This window comes from Enterocloster clostridioformis (assembly GCF_020297485.1).
In the GTDB taxonomy this organism is placed as follows: Bacteria; Bacillota; Clostridia; order Lachnospirales; family Lachnospiraceae; genus Enterocloster; species Enterocloster clostridioformis.
This window is the reverse complement of record NZ_JAIWZC010000001.1, coordinates 2,497,695-2,514,821: the sequence shown is the minus strand read 5'-3', so window position 1 is coordinate 2,514,821 and position 17,127 is coordinate 2,497,695. Positions and strand designations below refer to the sequence as shown.

Annotated in this window: 14 protein-coding genes and 2 pseudogenes; 14 read left to right on the top strand and 2 right to left on the bottom strand. The window is 53.4% G+C overall.

The features are described from left to right. Window positions 1-55: 55 nt before the first annotated feature. Window positions 56-178 (bottom strand): annotated as a pseudogene (locus LA360_RS31890) (diguanylate cyclase domain-containing protein); the annotation flags it as partial. A 182-nt stretch (window positions 179-360) separates the two neighbouring features. Here LA360_RS31890 and LA360_RS12620 point away from each other — a divergent pair. The 13 genes and pseudogenes from LA360_RS12620 to LA360_RS12560 form a co-directional block, all read left to right on the top strand. After that, window positions 361-585 (top strand): annotated as a pseudogene (locus LA360_RS12620) (hypothetical protein); the annotation flags it as partial. 202 nt (window positions 586-787) lie between these two features. Continuing rightward, window positions 788-1,996, top strand: coding sequence for a COG1470 family protein (locus tag LA360_RS12615; protein ID WP_022200861.1), 1,209 nt, complete (start codon window positions 788-790; stop codon window positions 1,994-1,996). Between the two features lie 36 nt (window positions 1,997-2,032). Continuing rightward, window positions 2,033-3,046, top strand: a complete 1,014-nt coding sequence (locus LA360_RS12610; RefSeq protein WP_057571728.1) for an ABC transporter ATP-binding protein — start codon at window positions 2,033-2,035, stop codon at window positions 3,044-3,046. Next, window positions 2,985-4,028, top strand: a complete 1,044-nt coding sequence (locus LA360_RS12605) for an ABC transporter permease (protein ID WP_022200863.1) — start codon at window positions 2,985-2,987, stop codon at window positions 4,026-4,028. The genes LA360_RS12610 and LA360_RS12605 overlap by 62 nt, the downstream gene beginning before the upstream one ends. 123 nt (window positions 4,029-4,151) lie before the next feature. Next, the gene (locus tag LA360_RS12600; protein WP_002586973.1) at window positions 4,152-4,838 is read left to right on the top strand and encodes a response regulator transcription factor; all 687 of its coding nucleotides are present in this window, start codon (window positions 4,152-4,154) and stop codon (window positions 4,836-4,838) included. Further along, window positions 4,838-6,058 (top strand): sensor histidine kinase, encoded by a 1,221-nt coding sequence (locus tag LA360_RS12595; protein ID WP_112482038.1) that lies wholly within the window; start codon window positions 4,838-4,840, stop codon window positions 6,056-6,058. The genes LA360_RS12600 and LA360_RS12595 overlap by 1 nt, the downstream gene beginning before the upstream one ends. A gap of 53 nt (window positions 6,059-6,111) precedes the next feature. Further along, window positions 6,112-6,426, top strand: a complete 315-nt coding sequence (locus LA360_RS12590; protein ID WP_057571729.1) for a hypothetical protein — start codon at window positions 6,112-6,114, stop codon at window positions 6,424-6,426. A gap of 139 nt (window positions 6,427-6,565) precedes the next feature. Then, a complete protein-coding gene (locus LA360_RS12585) occupies window positions 6,566-7,768 on the top strand; it encodes an ABC transporter substrate-binding protein (protein ID WP_022200866.1) in 1,203 nt (400 codons plus the stop codon). A 180-nt stretch (window positions 7,769-7,948) separates the two neighbouring features. Next, complete coding sequence (locus tag LA360_RS12580) at window positions 7,949-9,655, top strand: ABC transporter permease (RefSeq protein ID WP_112482036.1); 1,707 nt, start codon at window positions 7,949-7,951, stop codon at window positions 9,653-9,655. A 171-nt stretch (window positions 9,656-9,826) separates the two neighbouring features. Beyond that, a complete protein-coding gene (locus tag LA360_RS12575) occupies window positions 9,827-10,903 on the top strand; it encodes an ABC transporter ATP-binding protein (RefSeq protein ID WP_022200868.1) in 1,077 nt (358 codons plus the stop codon). 141 nt (window positions 10,904-11,044) lie between these two features. Beyond that, window positions 11,045-12,172: an extracellular solute-binding protein gene (locus tag LA360_RS12570; RefSeq protein ID WP_002586979.1), complete on the top strand. Its 1,128-nt coding sequence runs from the start codon at window positions 11,045-11,047 to the stop codon at window positions 12,170-12,172. Then, a complete protein-coding gene (locus LA360_RS12565) occupies window positions 12,169-13,881 on the top strand; it encodes a sensor histidine kinase (protein WP_112482034.1) in 1,713 nt (570 codons plus the stop codon). Before LA360_RS12570 ends, LA360_RS12565 begins: the two co-directional genes overlap by 4 nt. Further along, window positions 13,866-14,645 carry a response regulator transcription factor gene (locus LA360_RS12560; protein ID WP_002586981.1) on the top strand — a complete coding sequence of 260 codons (780 nt, stop codon included), beginning with the start codon at window positions 13,866-13,868 and terminating at the stop codon, window positions 14,643-14,645. Before LA360_RS12565 ends, LA360_RS12560 begins: the two co-directional genes overlap by 16 nt. A 159-nt stretch (window positions 14,646-14,804) precedes the next feature. On the opposite strand, the gene LA360_RS12555 is transcribed toward LA360_RS12560, so the two are convergent. After that, complete coding sequence (locus LA360_RS12555; RefSeq protein ID WP_022200871.1) at window positions 14,805-16,133, bottom strand: MATE family efflux transporter; 1,329 nt, start codon at window positions 16,131-16,133, stop codon at window positions 14,805-14,807. A 116-nt stretch (window positions 16,134-16,249) separates the two neighbouring features. Here LA360_RS12555 and LA360_RS12550 point away from each other — a divergent pair, with 116 nt between their 5' ends. Next, complete coding sequence (locus LA360_RS12550) at window positions 16,250-17,083, top strand: MerR family transcriptional regulator (RefSeq protein WP_022200872.1); 834 nt, start codon at window positions 16,250-16,252, stop codon at window positions 17,081-17,083. Window positions 17,084-17,127 lie beyond the last annotated feature (44 nt).

Genomic DNA, 17,127 nt, shown 5'->3' with positions numbered 1-17,127 from the left:
GCCGGATGATTTCTTCAAAGAGGGATTCGGTGTCCTTTCTGGAACCGCCGGGAGACTGGATGATAAACTCGTCTCCCTCCAGACGGTAGACACCGCGGTCCGGTCCGCACAGGAGCTTAAGCTTCCGGCTGAAGCGGTAGAGGACATTGTCTCCAAAGCTGTAACCGAATTTATTGATAATTTCACGGAAATGGTCCAGGTCGATGAGAAGCGGGGAGCCGTATTTATTCTTGGCATCCAGGTATCATATATACTGAACCCGTATGAGGGTGCATCGTGGACATCCGTGCCGCCGGCAGTATACCAGTCATATAGTCTATGAGACAAAGATTGTTTATGAATTTACATCAGGAGGTAATCATGAAGGGAACCTTACTCGTAAAGAACGTTAAGCATCTTGTTACATGTGACGGGGATGACAGACTGCCTGACGGTGCGGGCGTATTAATCCGGGACGGAGTCATTGGCGGAATCGGACAGGAGACAGCGGAGGATGTGATTGACGCATCTAATATGGTGATATATCCCGGACTTATCAATACACACCATCATTTTTATCAGACATTCAGCCGTAATTTACCCAGGTACAGAACAAAGATATATCAGTCATTCCAGTACATAAGGGGCCGCGCTTACCGCAGGGCTCCTTTTTGGCGCGTTCGGAAGAATCATGGTTCCCATGCTTTTTCACAGTATTTTCAAACTTATTAAAGGTTGGCTAAAGGTTTCTCCGTTATGATAGCTGGTAGAAAATACAGATGCCCGTACCGGGCAAAAGGAGGAAATTATGGAGGAAGCAATGGTAATCAGAAAGGGCGGGACAGGTAAGCGGTTTGGACTTCTGGCGGTCCTCATGGCGGCTGTGTTCCTGGTATTTATGGGTGCTCATACGGTTTACGGGGCCGGCGGCCTGGACCTGAATACGGACTATCCGGGCATATCCGTGAAGCCGGGAGACAACCTGAATATTCCCATCACGCTGGAGAACCACACAGGGGCCAGTCTGGATGCGGATCTGGAGGTCTCTGCCATGCCTGAGGGATGGGAGGGTTATCTCCAGGGCGGCAGCTATCAGGTAAGCCGCATCCATGTAAAGAACGGAGACGACGGCTCCCAGGTGACCCTTCATGTAACGGTTCCAAAGGAGCTGACAGAGGGAACCTATACAGTGGAGGTGAAGGCGTCAGCGGGAGAGGGCCTTACAGCCAGTCTGCCTATCTCGTTTATGGTAAATGAGATGAATGCGGGAAAGGGAAGCTTTACTTCGGAGTACCCCCAGCAGGAGGGAACCACGGGCACTAATTTTTCTTTCAGCACCACTCTGATTAACAACGGGCTTAAGACACAGTCCTACAGCTTGTCATCCAATGCGCCGTCCGGCTGGGGAGTAAGCTTTACCCCCACCGGTGAGACTGCCAAGGTGGCTGCCCTGGAGGTGGAGTCCGGCGCCAGCAAGGGCATGACTGTGTCGGTGACGCCGCCGGAAGGGGTTGCGGCAGGGGAATATGACATATCCTGCAGCGCTGTGTCGGCAGAGGAGACATTGGACACCAGCCTGAAGGTGGTCATTACAGGCAGCTACGGCCTTAAGGTTTCCACCCCGGATGGCCGCCTGAGCTTTGACGCCTATGCGGGCCGGACCTCGGATGTGACGCTTAACATCACCAATACCGGCAACGTGGATCTGGAAAATGTGACCCTTAACTCATCCCTGCCCACTGGCTGGACCGTGACCTACAATACGGAGAACAACGTCATCACGTCCATTCCGGCCGGAAGCACCACGGAAGTCATTGCCCATGTAAAGCCCTCCTCGGAAGCAATCACGGGGGACTATGTGAACACATTTACGGCAGCCTGCGAGCAGACCCAGTCAAACGCCGACTTCAGGGTATCGGTTAAGACAAAGACGGTCTGGGGCGTGGTGGCAGTCATCATCATACTGGGTACGGCCGGAGGCCTGGGCTATGTGTTCCGCAAATATGGCAGAAGGTAGTCCTTATGGATCGTTCGCTGGAAAGGGGGCATTGTTATGGATAATGAGGAAGAAATGATGATATGGACTGAACACCTGTCCAAATCCTACGGGGAGAAGGAAGCGGTCTGTGATTTGACACTGGAAATCCGGCGGGGAGAGATATTCGGGCTGCTGGGACCAAACGGAGCCGGAAAGACCACCACCACCCTTATGCTGCTGGGGCTGACGGAGCCCACCGGCGGCAGTGCGTACATAGACGGAAAGGACTGCGCCAGGCAGGCCATCGAGGTCAAACGGATGGTGGGGTATCTGCCGGATAATGTGGGGTTTTATTCCGACATGACGGGTCGGGAGAATCTTCGGTTTACAGGCCAGCTAAACGGCCTGCCCGGCGATGTGACAGACAGGCGGATAGAGGAACTGCTGGAAAAGGTGGGGATGACGGAGGCAGCCGACCAGAAGGCGGGAACCTATTCGCGGGGCATGCGGCAGCGGCTGGGAATCGCTGATGTTCTGATGAAGGACCCGAAGGTGGTCATCATGGATGAACCTACTCTGGGAATCGACCCGGAAGGAATGAGAGAGCTTATGACCCTGATACGCGGCCTGGCGGAGGATGATAAAAGGACCATTCTCATATCATCCCACCAGCTTTATCAGATTCAGCAGATTTGCGACCGGGTGGGGCTTTTCGTGGAGGGCAGGCTCATTGCCTGCGGAAGAATTGACGAGCTGGCAGGGCAGATACGCCGTGAAGGGCATTATGCCCTGGAGGCAGCTGCCTTTCCCGATGACAGCGGATTCGAGGAGCTGTTAAGAAGCCTTGGCAATGTGGAGCAGGTGGAGCGGTCCGGCGATTTCTACGTGGTCCATTCCAGAGCAGACCTGTGCAGGGAATTAAACCGCAGGGCACTGGAGAAGGGCTACACCCTGCGCCACTTAAGACAGAGGGGGAATGACCTGGATGAAATTTACCGCAGATATTTTGAGAAAGGAGAGCAGAAAAATGGTGGTCTCAATCAAAAGAAAAATAAAGGATTCCTTTCTTTCGGAAGGGAACAGCGGTAAGAATATGTCAGATGGAGGTGCGCGGGTGAGACCATGTAAGGGTATGGGCGGCATGACGGCCCTGTACCGCAAGGAGATGTCGGACCACATACGCAGCAAGCGGTTCCTGATTGTGCTGGGACTGATTCTGCTGACCAGCTGCGCCAGCATATACGGGGCTCTGACCAGCCTTTCGGACGCCATTGCGTCTGATGCCAGCTACATTTTCCTGAAGCTGTTCACCCTGAGCGGAAGCTCCATCCCGTCTTTTACCTCCTTCATTGCTCTGCTGGGGCCTTTTGTGGGGCTGAGCCTGGGGTTTGACGCCATCAACAGCGAGCGTTCTGAGGGCACGTTAAACCGCCTGGTGGCGCAGCCCGTTTACCGGGATGCGGTTATAAACGGGAAATTCCTGGCCGGCGCCACAATCATCTTTATCATGGTCTTTTCCATGGGACTTATCGCAGGCGCCGTGGGGCTTTTGGCCACCGGGGTGCCGCCTGCTGCCGAGGAAGCGGGGCGGGTGCTGGTGCTGCTGTTTTTCACCTCTGTCTACATCTGCTTCTGGCTGGCTCTGTCCATCCTATGTTCCGTGCTGTGCCGCCATGCAGCTACCTCAGCCATGATCGTGATTGCGTTGTGGATCTTCTTTGCGCTGTTTATGACGCTGGTGGTGAGCATTGTGGCCAATGCCCTGTTTCCCATGGGGCAGACCGCGTCGGCAGGGCAGATTCTGGACAATTACAGCTGCCAGATGAGCCTGAACCGTTTGTCGCCCTATTACCTGTACAGTGAGGCGGTTTCCACCATCATGAATCCCATGGTGCGCTCCACCAACATCATCCTGCCCCAGCAGCTGTCGGGCGCCATCACCGGATATCTGTCACTGGGACAGAGCTGCCTGTTAGTGTGGCCCCATCTGACGGGCCTGCTGGCGCTGACGGCTGTGGTGTTCGCCGCTTCCTACATCAGCTTCATGAGAAGGGAGATACGCAGCAGGTAAAAGCGCATACGGGTTTGTGAATTATCTGTGAAATCCACCTCTGTTCTCTTGCGGTTCGTACCGAATTGAGAGAGAATACAGGTGGATTTTTCAGACATGACTCAAAACAGGGAGAGGATATAGATGCGGGTCTTGATTGTGGAGGATAACAGGCGGCTGGCAGAGTCCATCCGTGATATATTGAAGCACTGGTATGACTGCGATATCTGCGGGGATGGAACTACCGGCTGCTGGCTCCTAAAGGACGGCGGCTACGACGCCGCTGTCCTGGACCTGATGCTGCCGGGAATGGACGGAATTACCCTGTTAAGGGAAGCCAGAAAAATGGGATGCCAGGTTCCCGTTCTGATACTGACAGCGAAAAGCGAGCTGGAGGACAGGGTGACGGGGCTGGAAAGCGGCGCTGATTATTATTTGACAAAGCCCTTTGACATGCAGGAGCTTCTGGCTGTGATGAAGACCATCTTAAGGCGCAGGGGGGAGATGATACCCGAAAGCCTGAACCTGGGAAACATATCCTTAAGCCAGGCGGACTATACCTTAAGAGGGCCTGGAAAAAGCATACAGCTGGGAAAAAAGGAGTACGACATCATGCGTATTCTGATGGTGAACCGGGATATGGTGGTTTCCAAGGAAACCCTTCTGTCCAGGGTATGGGGAAATGACGCGGAGGCAGTGGAGAACAATGTGGAGATTTACATATCGTTTCTGAGAAAGAAGCTGGATTTCCTCAAGGCGGATGTGATGATTGTCACCATACGCAAGCTGGGATACAGGATAGTGGAAAAGAACAGCAGGGAGGTGCTGTAATGAGGGAAATAGGCAGGCTTCGGCTTAAGTTTATTATTTATAATATGCTGGTGGTGACAGCGGTCATAGGGATAACCTTCTGTGCGGTGACCTCTGTGGTGAAGCACAGGGTAAATGACCAGGGAAGCCTGGCCCTGTCCAGGGTGGTGTCCGGGGAGGAGCAGTCCCTGATATTTGCCGCCATGTCTCCGGCCAGGATTCCGTTCGTCACTGTTCTGGTGGGGGAGGACGGCGCGGTGACGCTGGGGGAAGGATACGATGCTTACTGGGAACCGGAATACCTGGAGCAGATGGCTGTGCTGGGCATGACCGGGGAGGAGGACATGGGGATACTGGACGCGTATCATCTGAGATATTTAAGGATCAGCCAGCCCGCAGGTCATATGATTGCATTTGCAGATACCACCTATGAGGATTCATTGAGAAACGGAGTCATGAAATACGGCGCCATGGCCTGTGTGGCTATCTGGCTGGGATTCTTCGCGCTGTCCTATTTCTTTTCCCGGTGGGCCGTGAAGCCGGTGGAGGAGTCTGTCCGCATGCAGAAGCAGTTCGTGGCGGACGCTTCCCACGAGCTAAAGACACCGCTGACCGTGATTACGGCCAATGCGGAGCTTTTGCAGGAGCGGTATGCCGGCATATCGGCGGAAGCGGATAAGTGGATGGAGCATGTGAACCAGGAGTGCAGGGAAATGCGATCCCTGGTGGAAAGTCTCCTGCTTCTGGCCAGGAACGATTCCTGTGTACCGGGGAAGGGGGAATTTACCCGGTTCAGCCTGAGCGATTTGGTTATGGAGAAGATACTGATCTTTGAACCTGTGTTTTATCAGGAGGAGAAGGTGCTGGAATATAAGATAGAGGATGATGTGCTGATGATGGGTAACCCATCCCGGATGGGACAGTTAATCAAGGCTCTTATGGACAACGCGGTGAAATATTCCGTGCCAAGGGGGCGGGCGGAGGTAAGGCTGGAGCCGGCCGGCCGGAACAGGGCCAGGCTGTGGGTGTGCAGCCAGGGAGAACCTATACCTGAAGATAAGCGCACGTTAATTTTCCGAAGGTTTTACAGGGACGACAGCGCCAGGAGCAGCACAAACGGTTATGGCCTGGGACTGGCCATAGCGGCAGAGACAGCCAGGAGCCACAGGGCCAGGATTGGAGTGGAGTACAGGGATGGGATGAACTGCTTTTATGTGACGGTGAAAAGGAAGAGAGCGTAAAAGAGTGGTATTAAAAAGGGGAATGGTATTCTCCTTTTTATTTTAACAGGAATGTGTTAGAATGTTTTTATATATCGGAACAATACACGCAAAGGGCTGCCTGCGGCGTCATGCAGGGCAGGCTTACTGTGGTGCGCACACTTCCCGACGGCAGGAACTTTGCCATGGGAGTGCGCTTTACATCCACCTGTGTCCGCACGTCGGAAGGGTTTAAAGTGACTTCCATTCACGCCTCCGCGCCCGCTGATTTTCAGGAGGAGGGCGAATTCTTCCCCCTTTCCTTTGCGGAGTCCGTAAGTGAGGAATATGCCCGCCGTATGGGCAGAAGCGCCCTGGAGCTGCTGGGAATGCTGGATGCCTGTCTGTAAATAGATATGGTTGTGTATATTAGATAAAAAAACAGTAGACATGTTCAGAAATCACGACAAAATTACTTGAAATGCGGTTTTTACCCTCCTTCTTTTCTGCTATGATGAAATCATCAGAAATGAGAAGGAGGGTATTATTATGAAGAAAAAACTGGCACTTTTGTTGGCATGCTCCATGGCTTTAAGCCTTACTGCCTGCGGAGGCGGTAACAAGGCGGCAGAAACCACGGCCGCGCCTGAGACCACCACGGCAGCTGCTACGGAGGCTGCAAAGGAGGAGAGCAGGGATGACGCGGCAGAAACCACGGCGGCTGAGGCTGCGGGCGGGGATATGGATGCCCTCATCAAGGCGGCCAAGGCCGAAGGCGAACTGACTGTATACGGTTCCTGCGAGGAGGAATATCTGTCTGCCGCCTGCCAGAATTTTGAGAAGCTGTACGGAATCAAGACAAAATACCAGAGACTTTCCACATCAGAGGTTTATACCAAGATATCCGAGGAAGCCGGCAAACCATCTGCCGACGTATGGTTCGGCGGAACCACAGACCCCTATAACGAGGCAGTAGCTGACGGCCTTCTGATGGAGTATGACGCCATCAATGCCAAGAACCTGATTGGCGACCAGTACAAGGATCCGACCAACTGCTGGTACGGCATCTACAAGGGCATCCTGGGCTTCATGGTCAATACGGAAGAACTGGACCGCCTGGGCCTGGAGGCGCCCAAGACATGGGATGACCTGACCAAGGAAGAGTACAAGGGACTCATCATGCTGTCCAACCCCAACACGGCCGGTACGGCAAAACTGCTCATCAACACCATGGTTCAGATGAAGGGACATGACGAGGCCATGGAGTATTTCAAGGTCCTGGACAAGAACATTTCCCAGTACACCAAGTCCGGTTCCGGCCCATCCAAGATGGTAGGCCCGGGCGAGTGCGTAATCGGTATCGGATTCCTTCATGACGGCATTTACCAGATTCTTCAGGGCTATGACAATATCCAGCTGATCGTTCCTGAGGACGGAACCTCCTTTGAGGTAGGCGCTACCGCCATCTTCAACGGATGCGCACATCCAAACGCAGCCAAGCTGTGGATTGAATATGCTTTGTCTCCTGACTGTGTGGACCACGCCAAGGAGAACGGCTCCTATCAGTTCCTGGTATTAAGCAATGCCACCCAGCCTGAGGAAGCTACGAAATTTGGTCTGGATATGAACAATACCATTGACTATGATTTTGAGGATGCAAAGGAAAACAGTGCCAAGTATGTAGAGGACTTCTTCGCAGCTCTTGGAAGCTCCTCCGACAGCGCGGACTCCAGCCGTTTCTTGACAGAATAGGCAGGGCTCCTGCCGGTGTCCGGCACTTGGAAACGTAATGTAGTGTGAGCTTGCAAACGGGTGCTGCGTAATGGTTGTCATCATTCATTACGCAGCATTTGTTACATTATGGTCCTGGCTTGGCAGAAAGGACTGTAAGAAATCAAGAGGAAAGAATTCCTCGGGAAAGGGGGCCTCATTGTGGCCAGAAAACAGAGCGCTGATCTGGAGCGCAAGAAATTTTTTTCAGACCCCATACTGGTAAGCATGATTGTGGTACTGCTGGTATTCCTGGCATTGTTCATCCTGTACCCCCTTCTGATGCTGCTGGTAGACAGCTTTTATTCGGAAGGTAAGATTACCCTGGAGGTATTCGGGAGGGTGCTGAGCCTGGAGCGGTTCCAGAAGGCTTTTAAAAACACCCTGGTGTTAGGCATGATTACGGGAATCGCATCCACTGCCATCGGTCTGCTGTTCGCCTATGTGGAGGTGTATGTAAAGCTTAAGACAAAGGTGCTTGAGAAGCTGTTTGCCATGGTTTCCATGCTTCCCGTGGTTTCCCCTCCTTTTGTGCTGTCACTGTCCATGATTATGCTGTTTGGACGAAGCGGCATCATCACCCGATCCCTGTTGGGAATCTATGATTCCAATGTATACGGGCTTAAGGGAATCGCCATTGTGCAGACGCTGACCTTTTTCCCCGTATGCTATCTGATGCTTAAGGGACTCTTAAAGAATATCGATCCCTCCCTGGAAGAGGCGACCAGGGACATGGGAGCTACCCGGTGGAAGGTGTTTACCAGCGTTACATTTCCCCTTCTTCTTCCCGGACTGGGCAATGCATTCCTGGTAACCTTTATCGAGTCTGTGGCGGATTTTGCCAACCCCATGCTGATTGGAGGTTCCTACGACACACTGGCCACCACCATCTATCTGCAGGTGACAGGAGCCTATGACTCCACCGGAGCCGCGGCCATGTCCGTAGTGCTTTTGTCCCTGACCGTGGTCCTGTTCCTGATCCAGAAGTATTATCTGGAGAAGAAAACCGCAGCCACCCTTACGGGAAAGGCTTCCCGCATGAGGATGCTCATAGAGGATAAGAGCGTAACGGTTCCCCTGACCATTTTCTGCGGCGCCGTGTCAGTCTTTGTCATGCTGATGTACATTATGGTGCCCTTTGGCGCGCTGTTCACCCTTTGGGGCAGGGATTACAGCCTGAGCCTTAAATGGTTCCAGTACATGTTTAAGACCAGCGGACTTAAGGCTTTTAAGGACTCCTTTGTCCTGTCCCTGATTGCAGCTCCCCTGACAGCCTTCCTGTCCATGGTCATCTCTTACCTGGTGGTAAAGAAACGGTTTAAGGCCAAGGGATTTATCGAATTCGTATCCATGCTGGCTATGGCGGTGCCCGGCACCGTGCTGGGTATCGGATATATCAGGGGTTATGCCAATGGCCTGTTCAGGACCGGCGTCATGAGCGGCCTCTACGGAACCGGCCTTATCCTGATTATCGTATTCATCGTGCGAAGCCTTCCCACCGGCACCAGGAGCGGTATCTCAGCCCTGCGCCAGATTGACAAGTCCATCGAGGAATCCGCCTACGATATGGGCGCTAACTCCGCCAAGGTGTTTATGACCGTAACGCTTCCTCTGATTAAGGATTCCTTTTTCAGCGGCCTGGTGACGGCCTTTGTGCGGAGCATCACGGCAATTTCGGCCATCATTCTTCTGGTGACGCCTGACTTCTTACTCATCACCTGCCAGATCAATGAGCAGGCTGAGAAGGGCAATTACGGCGTGGCATGCGCCTATGCAACCGTACTGATTATCATAACCTACGGCGCGGTACTTATCATGAATACCCTGATGAAGTTCTTCGGAGTCAGCAGGAAGATAAAGCAGGAGTAAGCGCCAGTGGCATGCATCGCACGTAAGCGTCTGAAGGACAGGCGCTAAGTGCTCATAGCGGGCCGCTGCGCTAAGCGGTCAAAGGACGCCCGCCAAGCGCCAGTGGCATGCATCGCACGTAAGCGTCTAAAAGACAGACGCTAAGTGCTCATAGCGAGGAGGAAAGTTGATATGGATAAACAGAAAAAAGGTGTTCGTCTGGAACACATTTCCAAAATATATACAGATCCAAAGACAGGGAAGGAATTCTATGCAGTGCAGGATACCACCCTGGATATTGAGCCCGGCAGCTTTGTGACACTTCTGGGGCCTTCGGGATGCGGCAAGACCACTACCCTGCGCATGATCGCGGGATTTGAGAGCCCGGATGAGGGGGATATTTACCTGGGGGATGAGGCCATCAATGCTCTGACGCCCAATAAGAGGGATACGGCCATGGTGTTTCAGAGCTACGCCCTTCTGCCCCATTATAATGTATTTGACAATGTGGCCTATGGCCTTAAGATACGCAAGCTCCCCAAGGAGGAGATTTATGAGAGGGTCATGAGCATCCTCAAGCTGGTGGAGATGGAGGGCATGGAGTCCCGCATGACCAACCAGCTCTCCGGCGGCCAGCAGCAGCGCGTGGCACTGGCCAGGGCCCTTGTCATCGAGCCCAGCGTACTGCTCTTTGACGAGCCCTTAAGCAACCTGGACGCCAAGCTGAGGGTCACTATGAGGACGGAAATCCGTAAAATCCAGCAGAAGGTGGGCATTACGGCCATCTATGTGACACATGACCAGTCCGAGGCCATGAGCATTTCCGATAAAATCATTATCATGAGCAAGGGAAAGGTGGAGCAGATTGGGACGCCCAGGGAGATTTACTACCATCCCAATTCCAGGTTCGTGGCAGACTTCATCGGTGAGGCCAATTTTCTGGAGGCTAAGGTCAGGTCCGCAAGCGGTGAAAAGGCGGTTATCGACGTTGTGGGACAGGAGCTTACGGTCAACAATTTTGCAAAGGCGGGGCCGGGGGATGACGCCGTGCTGGTTATCCGGCCCGAGGGGGCAACCCTGGCGGAGCAGGGGCTTTTGGAAGGCACTGTCACCCTGTCCACCTTCATGGGATCCTATCAGTACTATCAGGTCATGGTGGGGAACATGGAGATTCAGATTACGGATTACAATCCCGTGAACCGCAGGATATACGAGGTGGGGGAGAAGGCATACCTGGATTTCGATCCCAAGGGGGTTTACATCCTGTAGACACATTGGTATAATGTCGAAAGGTATAATGCCCGGGCCGGTTTGGTTCCGGATGGCCGGAAGAAGGTCGGCTGCCGGGCCATGCGCCCCCCGGACAGCATGGCCGGAGGATGTGGTTTGGCAGGCAGTATGAGGAATCAGATGGGTATGAAGAAGAGTTGGAACAAATATATTACAGTGATAGGGATGTCCCTCTGCCTGGCCGGCTGCGCAGGCAGCGGGACTTCTGCGGCTGCGGGCCATGCGGCAGGCGGGGACCATGTGACAGGTGCGGATTATGCGGCAGGCGGGGACCATGCAGGGGATGAGGAGCTGGTGATTTACTGCCCTCATCCCCTTGAGTTCATCAACCCCATTGTGTCGGAATTTGAGGGACGGACCGGAATACGGGTCTTTGTCCAGACCGGAGGCACGGGGGAGCTACTTAAGATGGCGGAGGAGGGGAGCGATCCTCCCTGCGACATCTTCTGGGGCGGTTCCCTTTCCACTACCAGTCCCAAGAGGGAGCTGTTTGAGCCCTACATAAGCCGCAATGAGGATATGGTGCGGGATGAGTTTAAGAACAGGGAAGGCAATATGAGCCGGTTCACGGATATTCCCAGCGTAATCATGGTGAATACAAACCTGATTGGTGATGTGGAGGTGGAGGGCTACGGGGATCTGTTAAAGCCGGAGCTGAAAGGCAGAATTGCCATGTGCGACCCTGCCACGTCGTCCTCGGCCTACGAACATCTCATCAATATGCTTTATGCCATGGGGGACGGGGAGCCGGAGCAGGGCTGGGATTACGTGGAGGACTTCTGCCGGAATCTGGACGGTATCCTGTTAGGCGGATCCGGGGAGGTGTACCAGGGGGTGGCCCGTGGAAAATACGCCGTGGGCCTTACCTTTGAGGAGGCGGCCGCCCACTATGTGGCGGACAAGGGGCCGGTAAAGCTGGTGTATATGAAGGAGGGGGTTATCTCCACGCCGGACAGCGTCTGTATCGTAAAGGGCAGCCGCCATGTGGAGGAGGCCAGGGATTTTGTGGACTTTGTAACGGGTAAGGACGCCCAGACCGTTATCTCCATGAGGCTGGACCGCCGTTCCGTGAGAAAGGATGTGGAGGAACCTTCCTACCTGCCGGATAAGGAGGATATCCACATCATATACAGCAGGGAGGAGGAGGTGAATTCCAGAAAGGGGACGTGGCTGGAGCATTTTGCCTCTATTTACAACAGGGTGCTTGAGGAGGACGCAGGCATATCCGGGGAGGTGGGGAGCCAGTGAAGAAAGAACGGTATTTCCGCCATGAACTGGAGCGCATGTTTATCGCCTACGCCATTGTCCCGGCGGTTGTATTTACCCTGGTGTGCGGCCTGCTCTTTATGACGGTGCTGCTCCACGGGAAAAAGAGCGGCAATATTGAGCACAACCGGTATGTGGCCGGTCTGCTGGACAACGTGCTGGCGCGGTATGAGGATGGTGTGGAGGAAATGGCTTCCCAGCCCGGCCTCTTTGACAGAGTCCGCGACCAGGACGGAAAGGCTGAGCTGTCTGGGAAATTTTACGGCATCACCAACAGTCTGGGACTGGAGGGTGATTTGTTTGTCATGGACAGCAGCAGGAGCATCCTTCTGTCCAGCCGCAGTGACCTCCCTCCGTTCCTGGATGTGCCGGAGGGCGTGTCCTGGGGCATATTTGACGATATGGACCGGGAGCCCAACAGGACGGCTCTTAAGCTGGCGGAAGGATGGAAAAACGGCGGCAGTACGATTGTCATAGGGCGGAGCGTGATGGATGGGAACAAAAAGCAGGGCTATATACTGTGTTCCATTCCCAGCAGCCAGTTTAAGGCACTTGTGGACAAGCCGGATATCCAGACCATTATCGCGGATCCCTTTGGCTGGGCCTATGTCAGCAGTAATTACAGCTTCTTAAACAGCAGCAACCAGGTCATGAAGGTCCTCATGGAGTCGGGCAGGTATTTGAGCCAAAAGAAACAGATGTATCTGGTCTCCAGGCAGCGGGTTTCCAGGGGAGGGTTTGCCGTGTATTCCATCTCCGATATCCAGAACATTGTCATTTCACTGGGCCTGGGCAGCGGCCTGGTCATCACGGCCCTGGTGCTCATGACCCTGTGGATGCTTCTCAACTCCAGGAAGGTGACGGAGAAAAAAACAGAGGATTTCTATAAAATTCTGGATGTGATGGAGAATGCCAGGGACGGAGACCTGGAAGGTGTCATACGGATACAGAGCGACAATGAATTCAAAATCATTGCCGACGCCTATAACGAGACCATACAGAGCCTGAGAATCCAGATGGAGAACAACCGGAAGATGGCGGAGCTGGTGTCCATGGCCCAGAACAAGCAGCTGGAATCCCAGTTCAATCCCCATTTCCTGTACAATACCCTGGAGAACATCCGGTACATGTGCAAGCTGGAGCCTGCAACAGCGGAGAGGATGGTGTTCAGCCTGTCCAATCTTCTGCGCTACAGCCTGGACGGCAGCAAGGCAGAGGTGACGTTAAAGGAGGACTTAGAGCATCTGGAATCCTATCTGACCATATTAAAGCGCAGGTTTGGGGAACGGTTCCGGTGCAGGATTGACGTGGAGCCGGAGACCATGGACCTGCGGATTCCCAAGCTGGTGCTCCAGCCCATGATTGAGAATGCAGTGAAATACGGGTTTGGAAAGCAGCTTAACCTGACCGTGGAGCTGAAAGCCTATATCCATAAGGGAAAATTAATCATGATATGCCGGGACGACGGGGTGGGAATCCCACAGTGCACCTTAAGCGAGCTGACAGCCCTGCTGGAACAGAAGGAAAATCCCAGAAGGCATTCGGGACTGTATAATATTCACAGAAGAATCGATATCCTGTACGGACGCCCCTACGGGGTGGAGATCAGAAGCGCGGAGGGGCACGGCACCACCCTGGTGGTGACCCTGCCGGTGAAAAGAGAGGAATCAGACGGATGTTGCGTGTGTTGATTGCGGAAGACGAAGAGATGATACGAAAGGGGCTGGTCTATACCACGGACTGGCTGTCCATGGACTGCGTGGTGGTGGCGGAGGCCGCCGACGGCCGGGACGGATATGAAAAGATTCTGGAATACAGGCCGGATGTGGTCATAACGGATATCTGCATGCCCTTTATGGACGGCATAGAGATGATAAAGAAAGCCTCGGAGCAGGTAAGGTTTAAGAGCATCCTCCTGACCAGCTACGCGGATTTTGAGTATGCCAGGCGCGCCATCGAGGCCAGGGTCTGCGAGTACCTGCTAAAACCTGTGGACGAGGAAGCCCTGGCAGATATCATGGAACGGCTGGGGGAGGAAATCGTGAACAGCCGCCAGGTGGAGCATGTGATGGAGCAGGCGGAGATAGAGGGGGGCAACCTGAACCTGGAGTACTACATGCAGCTGGATTTGTCGGAGAACCAGTATGTATCCAGGGCCATAAAGGCCATACGGGAGGATTTTGCCAGGAAGCTGAGCATAGAATCCATCTCAGATGACCTGGGGGTCAGCGCCAGCTATCTGAGCAGGAAATTCAAGGAGGTCACGGGGCAGACCTTCCTGGACTTTCTCAATAAATACAGGGTACAGCAGGCCATCGTGATGCTGGGCACCAGACAGTACAGAATCAGTGAGATATCAGAGGCCACCGGATTTACGGACTACAAGCATTTTTGCTCCGTGTTCAAAAAATATACCTCCAAATCTCCCACCAAGTTTATCAAAGGAGTGTCGTGAAATTTCGTAAGAAACCTTACAATTATCTCCATGGATGAAATTGCCTTGACCTTAGAGCGGCTCCATGGTTTATGCTGGATATGTCAGAAATGACGCTGGCCCGGACTGCTTTGTATCAAAGCGCCGGGCCAACCACTTTTTTACGGGGCAGTTAAACCATCAGGCATAGTGATATCTGGTCTTGTATTTGCGCAGAAAATAAAGGCACAGCAGGATACCGCCGAATTCTGCTATGGGAATGGCCAGCCACACGCCGTCCATCCCGATGATGAAGGGCAGCACCAGCAGGCTGGTGATAATCAGGCCAAAGGTGCGCACGAAGGAGATGATAGCGGATATCCGTCCGTCGGACAGGGCCGTGAACAGGGCGGAGGAAAAGATGGTGAAGCCGGAAAAGAGGAAGCTGCATGCAAATATCATGAATCCGTGCCTTGCCAGTTCATAGACCGGCGTTCCCCTGCGGGCGAAAATTTCCACCACCAGACTGCCGCCCAGCTGGGCCATGAGGAAAACAGCCAGGGATGAGGCTGCCGTGAAAATGAGGGAGGTTTTAAATACCTGCCTGAGCTGTTTATGGTTCCGGCTTCCGTAGTTAAAGCTTATGACCGGAGACACGCCCTGGGAAAATCCCATAAACAATGCGTTTAACAGGAACTGGGAATACTGGATGATGGTGATGGCAGCCACCCCGTCCTCACCTGCAAAATGCATCATCAGCAGATTGAACAGGAAGGTGATGACGCCGGAGGAAAGGTTCGTCACCATCTCGGAGGAGCCGTTGAGACAGGCTTCTCCCAGCTCCTTTTTTACGAAGCGGGGCCGTACGAACCACAGGCTCTGTCTGGCGGCGGCAAAGTAGATGAGGCCGATTAGGGCCGGTATGGTGTAGCCGGTGACCGTGGCAATGGCTGCCCCGGCAATCCCCATTCCCATGGGTACAATCAGCACATAATCCAGCGCTGCGTTGGCAATGCCTGCCAGAAGGGTGAGGAACAGTCCGATGCCTGGCTTCCCCTCCGTGACAAAATACATCTGAAATTGGATCTGAAGCATGAGGGAGGGAGCAAAAGCCAGCTGCCAGCGCAGGTAGGTGACGCAGTCCTCTAGGAGCAGGTCGCTGGCTCCCAGCATACGGGAAAGGGGCACTGCCGTCAGGTTCCCGATGATTGCAAAGGCCAGTCCGATTATGATATTCAGCAGAATAATGGCGGTGAAGGTTTCCCTGGCGCTGTCAGGCCGGCCTTCTCCCATTTTTTTTGCCACAATGGCATTGCTTCCCATGGACAGCATGACGGAGATGCCCAGCACGATGTTAATCACAGGGTAGACGATATTGACGGATGAAAGAGCGTTGGTGCTGACGAACCGGGATACGAAAACCCCGTCCACAATGGTGTACAGGGACATCACCACCATCATGACAGTGGTGGGCAGCGCAAACAGCAGCAGAGACCCGAATGTAAATTTTTTGGATAATGAATGACTCATGTTAACACTCCTGTTTTAATTCAATAAGTTAAGTATGGTTGGAACTTGATAATTTCAGCTGCAGGTATTATCATATGCTATAGGGTAACCCGATAGTCAAGAGGAGATTAGCGAAAATGGAAAAACAGTCGGAACTATATTTTACCACCGGGGAATTCGCCAGAATACTGGGGGTCGGGAAGCACACTTTATTTCACTACGACGAAATAGGCCTTTTTTCCCCGGCCATCAAGGAGGAGAACGGATACAGGTATTATTTTGTATGGCAGATGGACACGTTCGAGGTCATTCGCGCCCTGCAGAAATTGGGAATGTCCCTGGGGGAAATCAAGGAGTATATGGAAAACCGTTCCCCGGAGCGGTTCATGTCCATGATAGACGGAAAGAAGCGCCAGATTGACGAGGAGATACGGCGTCTGAAGAATATGAAGCGCTTTATCCTTCATGAGGAAGAGTCGGTGAGGCTGGCCATGAACACCGCGTTGGACGAGCCAAGGCTGGTGGAGAGGGACAGGGAATATCTGCTGGTGTCGGACATCAGCGCGGGATCGGAGCGGAAGGCCGCGGTGGAGATTGCGGAGCATGTCAGAATGCAGGAAAAGTACAACGGCGCAGTGGGCGCAGTGGGATCCATTTATCTGGGAGAGGACCTGGAACGTGGCATATATGACCGCTGCGTGAAGGTGTATACCAGGCTGGACAAGAAAACTGTCTCCCACCGGGTTCAGAATCGGCCGGAGGGAACCTACGTGGAGTTGTACAGCAGGGGCCATCTGTGGAACATGGAAAAGTCCTACCGTCTCATCACCGCCTTTGCAGGGGAGCGGGGAATCCGGCTGGGGAAGATATGGTATGAGGATTTGATGCTGGACGAGCTGACGGTGAAGGCGTATGAACAGTATATAGTCAAGGTTATGGTGCCGGTAGGGAATAAAGTAATAAATCCTTAAATAGACAATGGATTTACCAGATAATATAATGTAAGCCAGCTCAA

Bases quoted from the DNA above. Each gene is read 5' to 3' on its own strand.
- LA360_RS12610 (WP_057571728.1), top strand. From the start codon at position 2,033: ATGGATAATGAGGAAGAAATGATGATATGGACTGAACACCTGTCCAAA.
- LA360_RS12595 (WP_112482038.1), top strand. From the start codon at position 4,838: ATGAGGGAAATAGGCAGGCTTCGGCTTAAGTTTATTATTTATAATATG.
- LA360_RS12605 (WP_022200863.1), top strand. From the start codon at position 2,985: ATGGTGGTCTCAATCAAAAGAAAAATAAAGGATTCCTTTCTTTCGGAA.
- LA360_RS12560 (WP_002586981.1), top strand. From the start codon at position 13,866: ATGTTGCGTGTGTTGATTGCGGAAGACGAAGAGATGATACGAAAGGGG.
- LA360_RS12570 (WP_002586979.1), top strand. From the start codon at position 11,045: ATGGGTATGAAGAAGAGTTGGAACAAATATATTACAGTGATAGGGATG.
- LA360_RS12575 (WP_022200868.1), top strand. From the start codon at position 9,827: ATGGATAAACAGAAAAAAGGTGTTCGTCTGGAACACATTTCCAAAATA.
- LA360_RS12615 (WP_022200861.1), top strand. From the start codon at position 788: ATGGAGGAAGCAATGGTAATCAGAAAGGGCGGGACAGGTAAGCGGTTT.
- LA360_RS12600 (WP_002586973.1), top strand. From the start codon at position 4,152: ATGCGGGTCTTGATTGTGGAGGATAACAGGCGGCTGGCAGAGTCCATC.
- LA360_RS12555 (WP_022200871.1), bottom strand. From the start codon at position 16,133: ATGAGTCATTCATTATCCAAAAAATTTACATTCGGGTCTCTGCTGCTG.
- LA360_RS12585 (WP_022200866.1), top strand. From the start codon at position 6,566: ATGAAGAAAAAACTGGCACTTTTGTTGGCATGCTCCATGGCTTTAAGC.
- LA360_RS12550 (WP_022200872.1), top strand. From the start codon at position 16,250: ATGGAAAAACAGTCGGAACTATATTTTACCACCGGGGAATTCGCCAGA.